General features: G+C 58.9%; 16 protein-coding genes and 1 pseudogene. 5 read left to right on the top strand and 12 right to left on the bottom strand.

All coding sequences use genetic code 11. The annotated features are described in order from the left end of the window. Positions 1 to 151: 151 nt before the first annotated feature. The 6 genes from KBF66_RS03695 to KBF66_RS03670 all read right to left on the bottom strand — a co-directional run bounded on the left by KBF66_RS03695 (position 152) and on the right by KBF66_RS03670 (position 6,168). The gene (locus KBF66_RS03695) at positions 152 to 1,882 is read right to left on the bottom strand and encodes an ABC transporter substrate-binding protein (protein WP_296652395.1); all 1,731 of its coding nucleotides are present in this window, start codon (positions 1,880 to 1,882) and stop codon (positions 152 to 154) included. Between the two features lie 82 nt (positions 1,883 to 1,964). Beyond that, positions 1,965 to 2,273, bottom strand: coding sequence for a DUF2160 domain-containing protein (locus KBF66_RS03690; RefSeq protein ID WP_296652393.1), 309 nt, complete (start codon positions 2,271 to 2,273; stop codon positions 1,965 to 1,967). 45 nt (positions 2,274 to 2,318) lie between these two features. Beyond that, the gene (locus KBF66_RS03685; RefSeq protein WP_296652391.1) at positions 2,319 to 3,131 is read right to left on the bottom strand and encodes a carbohydrate ABC transporter permease; all 813 of its coding nucleotides are present in this window, start codon (positions 3,129 to 3,131) and stop codon (positions 2,319 to 2,321) included. Further along, positions 3,124 to 4,017, bottom strand: a complete 894-nt coding sequence (locus KBF66_RS03680; RefSeq protein ID WP_296652387.1) for a sugar ABC transporter permease — start codon at positions 4,015 to 4,017, stop codon at positions 3,124 to 3,126. The genes KBF66_RS03685 and KBF66_RS03680 overlap by 8 nt, the downstream gene beginning before the upstream one ends. Further along, complete coding sequence (locus KBF66_RS03675) at positions 4,014 to 5,090, bottom strand: ABC transporter ATP-binding protein (RefSeq protein WP_296652385.1); 1,077 nt, start codon at positions 5,088 to 5,090, stop codon at positions 4,014 to 4,016. Before KBF66_RS03675 ends, KBF66_RS03680 begins: the two co-directional genes overlap by 4 nt. Before the next feature lies 1 nt (position 5,091). Continuing rightward, a complete protein-coding gene (locus KBF66_RS03670) occupies positions 5,092 to 6,168 on the bottom strand; it encodes an ABC transporter ATP-binding protein (protein WP_296652382.1) in 1,077 nt (358 codons plus the stop codon). 137 nt (positions 6,169 to 6,305) lie between these two features. Between KBF66_RS03670 and KBF66_RS03665 the strand changes: the two genes are divergently transcribed. The 3 genes from KBF66_RS03665 (at position 6,306) to proC (ending at position 9,527) form a co-directional block, all read left to right on the top strand. Then, on the top strand, positions 6,306 to 7,067 hold the full coding sequence (locus tag KBF66_RS03665) for a DeoR/GlpR family DNA-binding transcription regulator (RefSeq protein ID WP_296652379.1): 762 nt from the start codon (positions 6,306 to 6,308) through the stop codon (positions 7,065 to 7,067). A gap of 55 nt (positions 7,068 to 7,122) precedes the next feature. Next, positions 7,123 to 8,613, top strand: a complete 1,491-nt coding sequence (gene glpK, locus KBF66_RS03660) for a glycerol kinase GlpK (RefSeq protein ID WP_296652377.1) — start codon at positions 7,123 to 7,125, stop codon at positions 8,611 to 8,613. A gap of 98 nt (positions 8,614 to 8,711) precedes the next feature. After that, complete coding sequence (gene proC, locus KBF66_RS03655) at positions 8,712 to 9,527, top strand: pyrroline-5-carboxylate reductase (protein ID WP_296652374.1); 816 nt, start codon at positions 8,712 to 8,714, stop codon at positions 9,525 to 9,527. A 6-nt stretch (positions 9,528 to 9,533) separates the two neighbouring features. Here proC and ubiA read toward each other — a convergent pair whose 3' ends face one another. From ubiA to KBF66_RS03635, 4 genes are read right to left on the bottom strand one after another with little or no spacing between them, the layout of a single operon-like run. Then, entirely contained in the window at positions 9,534 to 10,421 is an 888-nt protein-coding gene (gene ubiA / locus KBF66_RS03650; protein WP_296652372.1) for a 4-hydroxybenzoate octaprenyltransferase, read from the bottom strand. Between the two features lie 5 nt (positions 10,422 to 10,426). Next, a complete protein-coding gene (locus tag KBF66_RS03645; RefSeq protein ID WP_296652370.1) occupies positions 10,427 to 11,329 on the bottom strand; it encodes a Dyp-type peroxidase in 903 nt (300 codons plus the stop codon). Between the two features lie 49 nt (positions 11,330 to 11,378). Beyond that, positions 11,379 to 12,332, bottom strand: a complete 954-nt coding sequence (locus KBF66_RS03640; RefSeq protein WP_296652368.1) for a LysR substrate-binding domain-containing protein — start codon at positions 12,330 to 12,332, stop codon at positions 11,379 to 11,381. 4 nt (positions 12,333 to 12,336) lie between these two features. Continuing rightward, complete coding sequence (locus KBF66_RS03635; protein WP_296652364.1) at positions 12,337 to 12,663, bottom strand: DUF2007 domain-containing protein; 327 nt, start codon at positions 12,661 to 12,663, stop codon at positions 12,337 to 12,339. Positions 12,664 to 12,746: 83 nt separating this feature from the next. On the opposite strand from KBF66_RS03635, the gene KBF66_RS03630 reads away from it, so the two are divergent. Beyond that, positions 12,747 to 13,076: an antibiotic biosynthesis monooxygenase gene (locus KBF66_RS03630; protein WP_296652595.1), complete on the top strand. Its 330-nt coding sequence runs from the start codon at positions 12,747 to 12,749 to the stop codon at positions 13,074 to 13,076. Beyond that, complete coding sequence (locus KBF66_RS03625; RefSeq protein WP_296652586.1) at positions 12,991 to 13,248, top strand: type II toxin-antitoxin system Phd/YefM family antitoxin; 258 nt, start codon at positions 12,991 to 12,993, stop codon at positions 13,246 to 13,248. Before KBF66_RS03630 ends, KBF66_RS03625 begins: the two co-directional genes overlap by 86 nt. Positions 13,249 to 13,426: 178 nt before the next feature. Here KBF66_RS03625 and KBF66_RS03620 read toward each other — a convergent pair whose 3' ends face one another. Then, on the bottom strand, positions 13,427 to 14,578 hold the full coding sequence (locus KBF66_RS03620) for an acyl-CoA dehydrogenase family protein (protein WP_296652362.1): 1,152 nt from the start codon (positions 14,576 to 14,578) through the stop codon (positions 13,427 to 13,429). A gap of 13 nt (positions 14,579 to 14,591) precedes the next feature. Beyond that, a pseudogene (locus KBF66_RS03615) lies at positions 14,592 to 15,241 on the bottom strand (lipid-transfer protein); the annotation flags it as partial.

Below are 15,241 nucleotides of genomic sequence, written 5' to 3'. Positions count from 1 at the left end.
GTATGACACACTCTATAGTCATAAGTAAAGCCCCGCTTTCCCAATTGCAGTTTCTTCGGTCCACAAGCAGCCACGCATGAAAGACCAATGGCCGTGCGACAAATCTGCCGACACGGCCACCGTCAGACGGGCAAAAAAATCAAGCCGTCAATCAGCGAACTTTGCCATTCTTCCATGCACTCAGCAGTGTGTCGTAGGCAATCGTCTCTCCCTTTGGCTTCTCGTTTGCCAATTTCTTCCATGGCGCACCCTTGTCACTGAGCCATTTGCCCGGATCGCCCTTGGCATTGAGCTTGGGCGCGCACACGGCCATGCCGGAACGCTCCAGCCGAGCCATCACGTCATCCATCTCGTTGGCCAGATTGTCCATCGCTGCCTGTGGTGTTTTTTCGCCAGTGACGGCAACCGCCACATTCTTCCACCATAGCTGCGCCAGCTTTGGATAATCAGGCACATTGGTACCAGTTGGGGTCCAGGCGACTCGCGCCGGACTGCGATAAAACTCAACCAGTCCGCCGAGCTTGGGTGCCATGTCGGTCATCGCTTTGGACTGAATGTCTGACTCACGAATCGGGGTCAAGCCCACAATGGTCTTCTTCAACGAGGTCGACTTCGCCGTCACGAACTGCGCATAAAGCCAGGCGGCAGCCACCTTGTTGGCATCGTGATTCTTGAAGAAGGTCCATGAACCAACGTCCTGGTAGCCATTCTGCATGCCCTGTTTCCAGTAGGGGCCATTGGGGCCGGGTGCCATACGCCACTTCGGAGTTCCGTCGGCATTGACCACCGGCAAGCCCGGTTTGATCATGTCCGCCGTGAACGCGGTGTACCAGAAAATCTGCTGAGCAATCTGCCCCTGCGCGGGCACCGGTCCGGCCTCACCAAAAGTCATGCCAATGGCTTCCTTGGGTGAGTACTTCTTCATCCAGTCGATGTACTTGGTTAGCGCATAGACGGCTGCGGGTGAATTGGTTGCGCCCCCGCGTGCGGTCGACGCTCCCTGCGGGTTACAACCATCTGCCGATGCCCGAATACCCCATTCGTCCACCGGTTTGCCGTTGGGAATGCCAATATCCGCCGTACCCGCCATTGACAACCACGCATCCGTGAAGCGCCAGCCGAGTGACGGGTCTTTCTTGCCGTAATCCATGTGCCCATAAATTGGCTTGCCATCGATGGTTTTCACGTCTTCACTGAAAAATGCGGCGATGTCCTCGTAGGCGCTCCAATTGAGTGGCACGCCCAGGTCGTAGCCGTATTTGGCCTTGAACTTGTCTTTCAGATCCTGGCGCGCAAACAAGTCGGCACGGAACCAGTACAGATTGGCAAACTGCTGGTCAGGCAGCTGGTACATCTTTTTGTCTGGCGCGGTGGTAAAGCTGGTGCCGATGAAGTCCTTCAGATCAAGCCCCGGATTGGTCCATTCCTTGCCGCTGCCGCTCATGTAATCGGTCAAGTTCAGAATCTTCCCATACCGATAGTGGGTACCAATCAGATCCGAATCGGTGATCCAACCGTCGTAAATTGACTTGCCTGACTGCATCGAAGTCTGCAGCTTTTCAACCACGTCACCTTCCTGAATCAGGTCATGCTTCACGACAATGCCCGTGATTTCAGCAAAAGCCTTGGCAAGCGTCTTCGATTCATACTCGTGCGTGGTGATCGTCTCAGAAACAACTGAAATTTCCTTCACACCTTTGGCCTGCAGTTTCTTGGCGGCGTCGATGAACCACTTCATTTCCGCTGCTTGCTGGTCTTTGGAAAGGGTTGAGGGCTGAAATTCGCTATCAATCCACTTCTTGGCCGATGCCTCATCTGCCCAGCCGTGACTGGTCAGCGCGCAGGCAATAGCGGCCGACAATGCGGTGTACCGCAACTTCATGTTGAATCTCCTTTAGTCATTGAGCCCCCGGTTTCAAAGGAAAATTCGGCTCCGGGGAACAAAAAGCCGATCCTTGAACACACTAGCCTTTACGCATGATCAGCACCAACAAAGCCATCGACAACACAAAACTGATCCAAATCGACGGCTCTGACTCAAGTTCCATCCAGACGACCAGTTTCCCGCTGATACCGACAAAAATCAGGTTGACGTAGGCGGCCGAGAGCAGTCCGATGAACAACCGGTCACCTCGCGTGGTCTCGATCGGCAAAAACCCGCGCCGCATGCTGGTGGGCGACTTCATTTCCCAGACCGTCATAACGCCCAGCATCAGCCCGATGCAGAGAAAAAAAACCGCCACGGGCGTTGTCCAAGCCATCCATTCAAACATTCGAGACCCCCATTTGGTTGAATTCGCGCGACGTTTGGCAAGGCCTCAGACGCGGCCCATCGCGAATCCCTTGGCGATGTAATTGCGGACAAACCAGATCACGATTGCGCCCGGGACGATCGTCAATACGCCGGCAGCAGCCAAGGTGGCCCAGTCCATGCCAGAAGCTGAAACCGTGCGTGTCATGGTCGCCACAATGGGTTTGGCATTGACGCTGGTCAAAGTGCGCGCCAGTAACAGCTCGACCCAACTGAACATGAAGCAAAAGAAAGCAGCCACTCCAACACCCGCTTTGATCAGTGGAATAAATATCGTGACAAAAAACTTCGGAAAGGAATAGCCGTCGATATAGGCTGTTTCGTCAATCTCGCGCGGAATGCCGCTCATGAAGCCCTCCAGAATCCAGACCGCCAGCGGCACATTGAACAAGAGGTGCGCCAGAGCCACGGCAAGATGTGTGTCCATCAACCCCACCGTGGTATAGAGCTGAAAGAACGGCAGCAAAAACACTGCCGGCGGTGTCATGCGATTGGTCAGCAGCCAGAAAAACACATGCTTGTCACCCAAAAAACTATAGCGGGAAAAGGCGTAGGCAGCTGGCAAGGCCACCGTGATCGAAATCACCGTGTTGATGCCCACATAAATCAGGCTATTGATATAGCCCGAATACCACGAGGCGTCGGTCAGGATGGTGCGGTAATTGGCCCAGGTAAAGTGCTGCGGCAACAAGGAAAAACTGGCCAGGATCTCATCGTTCGTCTTGAACGACATATTGACCATCCAATACACCGGAAGCAGCGCAAACACTATGTAAACCAGCAAGAAAATGCTTCGCTTCTGAAAACCCGTGCTATTCATGGCCGCCCTCCTTAGCCTGCGTGCCTACGCGCTGCATCCAGTTGTACAGAATGAAACACAACAGCAAGATGATCAGGAAGTAGATCAGGGAAAACGCCGCCGCTGGCCCCAGATCAAACTGGCCGACTGCCTTTTGTGTCAGAAACTGCGACAGGAAGGTGGTCGAGTTTCCTGGCCCACCGCCGGTCAACACAAAGGGTTCGGTGTAAATCATGAAGCTGTCCATGAACCGCAACAACACGGCGATCATCAGCACCCCACGCATTTTGGGCAACTGCACATACCAGAACACAGCAAACTTGCTGGCACCATCAATGCTCGCGGCCTGGTAATAGGCGTCCGGAATGGAGCGCAGCCCGGCATAGCCCAGCAAAGCGACCAACGGCGTCCAGTGCCACACATCCATCAGCAACACAGTCGCCCAGGCGTGAGCGGCATTTCCGGTATAGCTGTAGTCAATGCCCAAGCCTTGCAAGCCCGCCCCCATCAAGCCAATGTCGGCGCGTCCGAAAATCTGCCAGATGGTGCCCACCACATTCCAGGGAATCAGCAGCGAAAGCGACACAATCACCAGCACTGCAGACGCCTTCCACCCCTGGGCGGGCATCGACAGTGCCAGCAAAATACCCAAAGGCAATTCAACCAACAGCACCGAGAAAGAATACGTCAGTTGCCGCAACAGGGCACCATGCAACTCTTCGTCGCGCATGATGGCCGCAAACCACTCGGTCCCGACAAACACGCGTCTCTCTGGCGAGATGATGTCCTGAACTGAATAGTTCACCACCGTCATCAAAGGCAAGATCGCCGAAAAAGCCACACACAGCAGCACCGGCAGAATCAAAAACCAGGCTTTCTGATTGACGGGTTTGGTGGTCACACTCATGCCACGATCTCCTCATTTTTGTAGAAACAGGTCTGTTCACCCAAAACCTGCAGCCACACCGCGTCACCACTGGTCCAATGCCCCAAGTGCGAGGCCAGCCGCGCCTTGATCGTTTGGCCGCAATAATTGGCGCTGAGCATCAGATGGGTTCCCACATCCTGCACCTGAACCACCGTCATCGGCAGGGCGCCCGGTGCGTGCGGTGCCACCGGCACCACATACTCGGGACGCACACCAAGCTTGATGCTGCCCGACGGCAACGCCAACCCTGCCGGCAAAGGCAACACTACATCAGCCAGATGCAGCGCCTGCTGCTCCACTTGACCCAGTAAAAAATTCATCCCTGGGGAGCCAATAAAGTGCCCGACAAAGGTGTGGCTCGGCCGCTCAAACAATTGCGCGGCCGTGCCTACCTGCACCGCTCGCCCACGGGTCATCACCACCACTTGCTCTGCAAATGTGAGTGCCTCAACCTGATCGTGCGTGACGTAAATCATCGTCAGCTTGAGTTCATGGTGGATTTGCTTGATCTTGCGACGCAGCTGCCACTTCAAGTGCGGATCAATGACCGTCAGCGGCTCATCAAACAACACCGCCGAAACATCTGGTCGCACCAGGCCACGACCAAGCGAGATTTTCTGTTTTTCGTCGGCGGCCAGGTTGGCGGCGCGTTGATTCAGCTGGGCACTCATCTCCAGCACCTCGGCGATCTCGCCCACACGCTTGTGAATGACCTCCTTGGGAACTTGCCGGTTACGCAGTGGAAACGCCAGGTTCTCTGCGACCGTCATGGTGTCGTAAATCACCGGAAACTGAAACACCTGCGCAATATTGCGCGCCTGCGGTGAAGATCGCGTGACGTCGACGCCGTCAAAGCGGACACGGCCTTGCGACGGCGCCAGCAAACCCGACATGATATTGAGCAAGGTGGTCTTGCCACAACCCGATGGCCCCAGCAAAGCATAGGCACCGCCGTCTTCAAACGTCATTTGTAAAGGTAACAGGGCGTAGTCGCTGTCTTGCCGGGGGTTGGGCTTGTAGGCGTGGGCCAGATCAAGTTCAATGCGTGCCATGTCAGCACCCTCCCTTTGGCGCTGGAGACTGCAACAACAAGCCCTGATCGTCAAACACATACACCTGCGCCGGGTTCAAATACAGCACCACCTGCGCAGCCAGTTCAAAATAGTGCACCCCCGTCAGTTGCGCCACCAGATCGCCGACCGATGTCGCCACATGCAAAAAGGTGTCTGAGCCAGAAATTTCGACCAGTTCAACCCGTCCGGCCAACGAAACGTCACAAGCCTGAGACTGCACCCGCAAGGCACTGGCGCGCATACCGACGGTGAATGTCCGCGAACGCGTATTGACCAGTTCCAGTGGCAGCAGTGGTCCACCATCGAGCTGAATTCCACCGACTGCACCGCCACTGGCCGTCATCAGATTCATGGGCGGATCACTGAACGCCCGCGCCACCCGCAACGACCTGGGCTTATGAAACACCTCTGCCGTCGGCCCGTACTGCAACAGCTCTCCAGCGTCGAGCACCGCCGTGTATCCCCCCAGCAGCAAAGCCTCTCCCGGCTCGGTGGTCGCATAGATCACGGTGGAACTGCCAGCAGCAAACAGTTCGGTCAGTTCATCGCGCAGTTCTTCGCGCAATTTGTAGTCCAAATTCACCAGCGGCTCATCAAGCAACATCAGCGGTGCGCCTTTGGCCAATGCGCGCGCCAAAGCAACGCGCTGCTGCTGACCTCCTGAGAGCTCTGCCGGATAGCGGTCCAGAAACGTCTCGATATGCAATTTGGCCGCCAGTTCGCGCACCCGCTGATCGATGTTCTTCTCCCGGCGCAGCTTGAGGGGTGACGCAATGTTGTCCCACACCTTCAACGACGGATAGTTGATGAACTGCTGATAAACCATGGCCACATCGCGCTGGCGCACCGGCATACCCACGACACTCCGGCCATCCACCAGCACCTGACCCTTTGAAGGAACGTCCAAACCCGCCATGATGCGCATGAGGCTGGTCTTGCCCGCCTGCGTGGCCCCGAGCAATACGGTGACCGCGCTGCTTCGTGGTGCAATGCTCATGTCGTACAACCAGGTTTGCGCGCCAACCGTTTTGCTCACACCCTCAAGAGTCAACTGCATCCCGCTGCCTTTTCCATCAATAACTTTGTAAATTATTGCTCCTTTTTTTTCTTTTCTCATCGGTAGTTACCCTATTCTTTTTCTTATTCATTCGTTTTAAAGTAAAAACACTCATAAATTTGGGTTAACAATGAGCTATGAACCCCAGGCAATTGACGCTATTGACCTTTGTGCAAAACCAGGGCTCTGTCACTGTTGAACAGTTGGCAGACAAACTGGGTGTCACGCTGCAAACCGTGCGCCGCGATGTCCAGCGCCTGGCCGACAAGGGTTTGTTGGCGCGCTTTCACGGTGGCGTGCGCGTGCCCAGTTCCACCATCGAGAACATTGGTCGCCAGCAACGCGAAAACCTGAACAAGGCGGGGAAACTCCGCATTGCGCGCGCCGTTGCCGCAAATGTTCCCAACGACTGCTCGCTGATACTGAACATTGGCACCACCACCGAGTGCGTTGCGGCCGCGCTGCTGCACCACTGCGGGCTGCGGGTTGTCACCAACAATCTGAATGTTGCAACCACCTTGAGCACCAACCCCAGCTGCGAAGTGATCGTTGTCGGTGGCGTGGTGCGCGGGCGTGACCAGGGCATCGTGGGTGAAGCCGCAGTTGACTTCATCCGGCAATTTCAGGTGGACATTGCCATCATCGGGATCTCGGCAATTGAGTCCGACGGCTCGTTGCGGGACTACGACTACCGGGAAGTCAAGGTGTCCCAAGCCATCCTGACCCATGCTCGTGAGGTCTGGCTGGCCGCCGACGCCAGCAAATTTAACCGCCCTGCCATGGTGGAGGTGGGCAAACTGTCGCAGATCGACCGGCTTTTCACCGATGCACCGCCACCAGATCCCTTTCCAGCCTTGCTTAGCGAGGCCAAAGTGCGTTGCGATGTGTCGCTGGCGTAAGCGGTATTCGCATCATCCATAACCCAAGTTTTGCATTTGAGACCAAGGTGATTTCATGAGCTACTTACTCGCCCTTGACCAGGGCACCTCCAGTTCGCGCAGCATCGTTTTTGATGCGGACGGCCGCATCGTTGCCCTTGCCCAGCAGGAGCTGCCACAAATCTACCCGCAACCGGGCTGGGTCGAACATGACCCGATGGCCATTTGGCGCGGTCAACTCTCGACCGCACGCGAGGCGCTCACCAAAGCCGGGCTCACGGCCCGCGACATTCGCGCCGTGGGCATCACCAACCAACGCGAAACCACGGTGGTCTGGAACCGCCGCACCGGCGCACCGATTCATAACGCCATCGTCTGGCAGGACCGCCGGGCGGAACCCGCCTGCCTCGATCTGCGTGAACGCGGACTGGCGCCAACAATTCAGTCCAGCACCGGTTTGCTGGTTGATGCCTATTTCTCCGGCACCAAGCTCAAGTGGATTCTGGACCATGTGCCCGGTGCGCGACAGCAAGCCCACAAAGGCGAACTGGCTTTTGGCACGGTGGACAGCTGGCTGATCTGGCAACTCACCCATGGCGCGGTGCACGCCACCGATGTCAGCAACGCCTCGCGCACCATGCTCTTCAATGTCCACACCAACCAGTGGGACCCAACGCTGCTGGCGGCACTCGACATCCCAGCAAGCCTGTTGCCTCGGGTGATGCCGTCGAGCGCGGTTTACGGCGAAGTGGCCGCCGACCTGCTCGGCCATGCAGTGACGATTGGCGGTGTCGCCGGCGACCAGCAAAGCGCCCTGTTTGGTCAGGCCTGCTTCAAGGCCGGCATGGTGAAAAACACCTACGGCACCGGCTGCTTCATGCTGATGCACACGGGGGGCAAGTTTCAGACCTCCACCAGCGGCCTGATCACCACCAGCGCAGCGCAGACCACGCCGCAGCCCGAATTCGCCATTGAAGGCAGTGTGTTTGTCGGTGGCGCGGTGGTGCACTGGTTGCGCGATGGCCTGCGCGCCATCAGCAACAGTTCTGAAGTCCAGGCACTGGCTGAAAGTGTGCCCGATGCCGGTGGTGTGATGATGGTGCCAGCCTTTACCGGCCTGGGCGCTCCCTATTGGAATCCCGAGGCGCGCGGCACCATAACCGGCATCACGCGCGGCACAACGCACGCCCACATTGCCCGGGCTGCTCTTGAAAGTATTGCATTTCAGAGCGCTGCGTTGCTCCAGGCCATGAGTCGAGATGCCGTGGCCGGTGGTAGCGCTGGCGTTGCCGAAATGCGCGTGGATGGCGGGGCCTGCGTGAATAACCTGCTGATGCAGTTTCAGGCCGATCTGCTGGGCATTCCCGTGCTGCGCCCGAAAGTTGTCGAAACCACGGCGCTGGGCGCGGCCTACCTTGCGGGCCTGGCCACCGGCGTGTTCACCGGCACCGATGAGATCACCGCCCAATGGCAGGTTGAGCGGCGCTTTGAGCCATCAATGCCACAGGATCATGCCGCGGCTTTGATGGCGCGCTGGGAGCACGCGGTGCGCCAGACGGTCCTCTAGCACGCCGCACGATGGTCAGGCGCCGGGCTGTCAGCTTGATTGATTAGACTCAACGCCTTTTCATCACCCAGCAGCAGTCTGAGCACTGCCCACCCCTCATGAGCGAGCGCATAGCATTTATTGGCGGCGGCAACATGGCCAGCGCCATCATCGGCGGCCTGATCCAGCAGGGGTACAGCGGGCCGCAAATTGACGTGGTTGAACCCTCCGAAGACGCGCGCAGCAATCTGTTGGGCAGTTTTGGCATTCAGGCGCAGCCTCAGGTCGGCCCTTTTTTGGGGGAGGCCGGGCTGATCGTCTGGGCCGTCAAGCCACAGACCTTTAAGGACGCGGCGCTCGCTGCACAACCCTTCGCCGCCCGGGCCCTGCACCTGAGTGTGGCCGCCGGCATCCGCAGTGACAGCATGGCCACCTGGCTGGGCAGCGAGCGCATTGTGCGCGCCATGCCCAATACACCGGCGCTGGTCGGCAAGGGGATTGCCGGCCTGTTTGCCCGAAGCGCCGTGACCGATGCCGACCGCCAGCGCGTTGAAGACGTCATGGCGACCACCGGCCAATTCATCTGGCTCGATGTCGAAGAACAGCTGGACGCGGTGACTGCGCTGTCGGGCTCCGGTCCGGCGTATGTGTTTTATTTCATGGAAGCCATGACCACCGCCGGCACCGAAATGGGCCTGAGCCGCGCGCAATCGCACCAATTGGCTGTGGCCACTTTTGTCGGTGCCAGCGAACTGGCCCGCACGGCCGATGAGCCCCCGCAGGTGCTGCGCCAGCGCGTCACCTCCAAAGGTGGCACCACCTTTGCGGCCATCACCGAGATGGAAAACAACGACATGCGCGCCATCTTTATCGACGCCATCTATGCCGCGCGTGAGCGGGCCAAGACCCTGGGCGACGAATTTGGTGCCGCCTGAGGCCCCCTATTTCAAGGCAAAGCCCAGCGCAATACCGGCAAACACGGTAAAACCCAGCCAGTGATTGAGCCGGAACGCCTTGAAACAACCCTCGCGGCTGCGTGACCTGATCAACCCGTAGTGCCACGCGGCCTGCGCCAGCGCCAATCCATTAGCTATATAAAAAAAAGCTGCAAGCGCAAATGGAATAAGCGCTAGCGTCCAAAAACTTATAAAAAGCAGATAACACAGCATGACCACCGGCACATCCCAACGGCCCAAGGTGATGGCCGAGGTTTTCATGCCAATCTTCAGGTCGTCGTCACGATCCACCATGGCGTACTCGGTGTCATAGGCCAGCACCCAAAACAGGTTGCCCAGCATCAGGACCCAGCCCTGCGCCGGCACCTCGCCCAGCACCGCGGCAAACGCCATGGGCATGCCCATGCCGAACGCCAGCCCCAGCACCGCCTGCGGCATGGCCACAAAACGCTTGGCGTAAGGGTAGGCCAGCGTGATGGCCAGCGCCGCAAACGACATGCCAATGGTGATGGCGTTGGTGGTCAGCACCAATGCAAACGCCAGCAACGCCAGCACAGCACCCACGGCCAATGCCTCGCGGTTGCTGACCGCGCCCGACGTGACCGGGCGCTGCGCCGTGCGCTTGACGTGTCGGTCAAAGTCGCGGTCGGCCACATCGTTGATGCAACAACCGGCGCTGCGCATCAAAATGGTGCCCAACACAAACACCGCCAACAAATGCCAACCCGGAAACCCGCCTGCTGCCACCCACAGCGCGCCCAGCGTAGGCCACAGCAGCAGCAACCAGCCGGCAGGCCGATTCCAGCGGATCAGGTCCAGGTACAGCGCCAGTTTGCGCTGCCACCAGGCTGCCTTGACTTCCCTTTGGGCCACAGCAATCACAGTCCCAAATGGCGCAAATCAAGCCGCCCCTGGTGCATCGGCGGACACCAGAAGTTGGCCCCGGTCAGCGGCCGGGAAATCGAGAACAGGCCGTCCACCACGCCGTCATCGAGCCCCGCCATACGCCGCATCAGCGCATCAAACGCGTCAAACGAGTGCCCGAACGCGACGAACATCAAACCGGCCTGCGCACCACAGGTCCAGGGCATGGAGCGGCGCAGCACAAACGCCGGGGGCGTGAAGTCTTCTTGTGCGGTGCGTTTGACGTGCGCTGATTCGGGGGCGTCTTCAAGCTCTTCATTGCTGATACGCGCGCGCCCAAAGGTGTGGTCCTGCTGCGCCGGGCTCATCGCAGCAAAGGCGTCCAGGTCATGCAGCCACTGCTGCACCGCCATAAAACTGCTGCCGTCCAGCCCCGGCCCGGCGCCCTGCAGCAGCGCGGCCTGCACAGCGGCCTCGTCTTGCGGGTTTTCGGTACCGTCTTCGTAGCCCGTGAGGTCACGCCCGTGGCCGTTGGGGCCACGTCCATAGCGAAACGCATCCACCACCTGATCTTGCTGCAGCGCCGGGGCCAGGCACTGCGCCACCCGGCGTGTCAGATGCAGCAATTCACCCGTCTCCTGTCCGCGCAGCCAGCAGCACAGCGCAGCCGGAGTGGCTGGCACGGCCACACCTGGCCCGCTCAAGGCGGCAAAGCTGCGCAGCCCCGGCACCTGCACCCCCAGCAATTGCACCAAGGGCGGCCCCAACCCCACCAGCACCTGCGCGCCATCGACCAGCCCAGCCAGACGGCCCAGCCCCGCCCGCAGCGCCGCCGGGTCGGGGTTGGCAATTGAAAAAAACACATAGCGCCCGATGGTGGGCACATCCTGCAAAACAGCGGCCTGACACTGCAACATGATCAACAACTCCTGTCCAAAAAGTTTTGCCTTGGGTCCCGCCAACGCTTTATGACAAACGCTGAACGCCGGGCAACTCGCAGGCGTAAATGGCGTTGCGCAGCGCGGCAATTGCTTCGTAGCGGGTGAAACTGCGCCGCCATGCCAGCACCACCCGACGCACCGGCGGGTCACCGGCGAAAGGCAGGTATTTCACATAGGGGTCTTCATCGCGCTTACGACGAGGTTTGGGCGCCATCGCCTCTTTGGGCACACTCAGGCGCGGCACCAGCGTCACACCCATGCCCGCAGCCACCATGTGCTTGATGGTCTCCAGCGACGAGCCCTCAAAGCTCTTGCGAATGCCCTCGGCATTGGCTGAAAAACGGGCAAACTCCGGGCACACCTCGAGCACATGGTCGCGAAAACAGTGGCCACTGCCCAGCAACAGCATGGTCTCTGACTTGAGTTGCTCGCTCGTCACGCTGGGCTGCGCGGCCAGCGGGTGACTGGTCGGCACGGCTGCCATGAACGGCTCGTCGTACAAAGGCGCCACCGCCAGCCCGGCATCAGGAAACGGCTCTGCCAGAATGGCGCAATCGATCTCCCCGGTGCGCAGCATATCGAGCAACTTGACGGTAAAGTTCTCCTGCAGCATCAGCGGCATCTCGGGGGTGCGCTGAATCATCTGGCGCACCAGGTCGGGCAGTAAATACGGACCGATGGTGTAGATCACCCCCAGCGTGAGCGGTCCGGCCAGCGGGTTTTTGCCACGCTTGGCAATCTCCTTGATCGCCGCGGCCTGCTCCAGCACGCTTTGCGCCTGGCGCACAATCTCCTCGCCCAGATGCGTCACCGTCACTTCGTTGGCGCTGCGCTCAAACAGCTTGACGTCGAGCTCTTCTTCGAGCTTCTTGATCGCCACAGACAAGGTGGGTTGCGAGACATAGCACGCCTCGGCGGCTTTGCCAAAATGCCGCTCACGTGCCACGGCCACGATGTATTTCAGTTCGGTCAGTGTCATGTTGCTATTGTCCTACCCCGACAGATCCATTTGCGGGCATCAGAGCACCACAGTTCCAGCATTGTTCAAAACCCCCTTCAACCAGCTCGCCGCAGCCACACCACCAGCGCTGCTGCGGCGGGTTGCGCCAATCAGCCAACAACTGCAGGGCCCGGGTGTGCTGCGCGGCATCACGCACCCAGACCTCAGGCAGACACTGGTCCGGCGGCAACTCACCCGCCACACTGCCCAGGTACTGCCGCTGCACGCTGGCGTCAATGCCCTGCGCCCTAAGCACGTCAGTCCACAAGGTGGCCAGAGCCAGATTGGGGGCGTGGGTGAGGCGTTGCATGAGGTCTGTAGCATAAACCCCATAGGCTCGGCCAAAGGTGTACTGTCGCGCATACCATCGCCCGTTCAACACAAGGAGTTTGAATGGTCGTCGTCATCTTCCGTGCCAAAGTTCGTCAGCTGGACCCTGAATATGCCGCCGTTGCGGCGCGGATGCGCGAACTTGCCCTGGGTCAGTTTGGCTGCCTGGAGTTTCAGGCCGTGTCTGAGGGCGTCGATGAAGTGGCCCTGTCTTACTGGCCCGATGAGCATAGCGTTCGGGCCTGGAGAAACCACGCCGAGCATGCCCTGGCGCAACAACTGGGCAGAACGCGCTGGTACGAATCCTATGTGGTGCAGGTGGCACACATTGAGCGCGAATACCGGTTTGAGGCTCCAACCAAGGGCGAGCGAGGCAAAGCGGGCCGCCATTAACTGGCCAGTGTTCATCACAGACCGAGGCAGACCGGCCCATATGCTGATTCGCTTCGAGGATTATCAGCACGTCAAAAGGCAGCGGCGGATTGCCGAAGCATTGGCGATGCCTGGTATGGCCGACATCAAATCCGACGGCACGCTGTCCGTGATGGTTATCATATTTTCATAGCGACTGGTGCTTATTTAGCAAGCGCCACAGGCCGAAAATATATATAAAACTCAGTTTTAACGGTCAGCCACAGTTTGCGGAAGGAGTCGTGCAAACTGGTGGATGGAAATCAATAAGCTGACACTCTTGGTTCAGCGCAGTTTCCGTCGACTGGACTGCTCTTGTGCAGCGAGTCCAATCAAAGCGACCGCGCGATGATTTCTTTCATGATCTCGCTGGTGCCGCCATAAATGCGCTGTACCCGGGTATCAACATACATCTGTGCGATCGGGTACTCCAGCATGTAACCATACCCGCCAAACAGTTGCAGACATTCGTCAATGACACGGCCCTCGGTTTCACTGAGCCACAATTTGGCAATGGAGGCGGTGGTGGCATCCATATTGCCCTGCACCATGCGGACAATACAGTCATCCACAAAAGCACGCGCCACAACCGCCTGAGTTTTGACCTCGGCGAGTTTGAAACGGGTGTTTTGCATCTCGATCAGCGGTTTGCCAAACGCATGACGCTGCCGTGTGTAGTCCACCGTCAGGCGCAGGGCGCGTTCAATGGCTCCCATGGCCGAAATGGCCAGCATCGTGCGCTCATAAGGCAACTCGCTCATCAGGTGGGCAAACCCGAGGCCTTCGACACCGCCCAAGAGCGCATTGGTCCCTACCCGTACATTGTCAAAAAACAGCTCACAGGTATCCTGGCCCTTTTGGCCCATTTTTTCAAGGATGCGCCCCACTCGATAACCCGGCTGCGCCTGGGTTTCCACCAAAAACAGCGAGCAGCCCTTGGCACCTGCCGCAGGGTCGGTCTTGGCGACCACCACCACCAAGTCAGCCAGGTAGCCGTTGGAGATGAAAATTTTGGAACCGTTGATCAGGTAACCGTCGCCCTCACGCTCGGCCCGGGTGCGCACACTTTGCAGGTCCGAGCCCGTGCCAGGCTCGGTCATGGCGATGGCGGCCACCATCTCACCACTGGCCAGCAGCGGCAAGTAGCGGGCGCGTTGAGCCTCGGTGCCCTGGTTGAGCAGGTAATGCGCCACGATGGCATGCACATGCACGCCAAACGCGCGGTCACCGACAAAGGCAAGTTCTTCAAACAGAATCGCCATATGGGCATAGTTGCCACCTGCCCCGCCATATTCGTCGGGAATGTCAGCCAACAAAAAGCCCAGCGCACCGGCTTTGCGCCACAAGTCGCGGTCCACATGTTGCTGTTGCCGCCAGCGTGCCTGGTGCGGATCAACCTCAGCGGCGATAAAGCGGCGCACCATGTCGCGGTAGAGTTCCAGATCCGGGTCCATCCAGCGTGATGTTGGCTGGTGTGAGTGCATGGCGTTCTCCCGATCAGGCGGATTGGTAAAGGGTCACCACGCAGGCACCACCCAAACCCAGGTTGTGCTGCAAGGCGGTGCGGGCACCTACCACCTGGCGTTGCCCGGCATTGCCACGAAGTTGCTGTGTCAGCTCATAGCACTGTGCCAGTCCGGTGGCTCCCAGCGGGTGGCCTTTGGACAGCAGGCCGCCTGACGGGTTGGTGACCACCTTGCCACCGTAGCTGTTGTCACCATCGGCAATGAACTTGGCCGCACCACCCTCAGGGCACAAGCCCAGGCCTTCATAGGTGATAAGTTCGTTCTGTGCGAAACAGTCATGCAACTCCACCACGTCCAGGTCTTGCGGGCCAATGCCCGCGTGTTCATACACCTGATTCGCTGCGTCACGGGTCATGTCATACCCCACCAGGCGCATCATGTCGTTGGACGCAAAGGTGCTGACGCGGTCGGTGGTCATGGCTTGTGCGGCAATGAACACATCGGTGCGCAAGCCATGGCGTTTGGCAAACCCTTCTGACACCAGCACGGCGGCAGCCGCGCCGCAGGTGGGTGGGCAAGCCATCAGCCGGGTCATGACACCGGGCCACAGGACAGGAGAGTCCAGAACCTCCTGCTCGGTGACCACCTTGCGAAATAGTGCCATGGGGTTGTTGGCCGCAT

It is taken from the genome of Rhodoferax sp. (genome assembly GCF_018063565.1).
GTDB lineage: Bacteria > Pseudomonadota > Gammaproteobacteria > Burkholderiales > Burkholderiaceae_C > Rhodoferax.
Note: the sequence above shows the minus strand (reverse complement) of the source record. Positions and strands in the feature narration are given on the sequence as shown.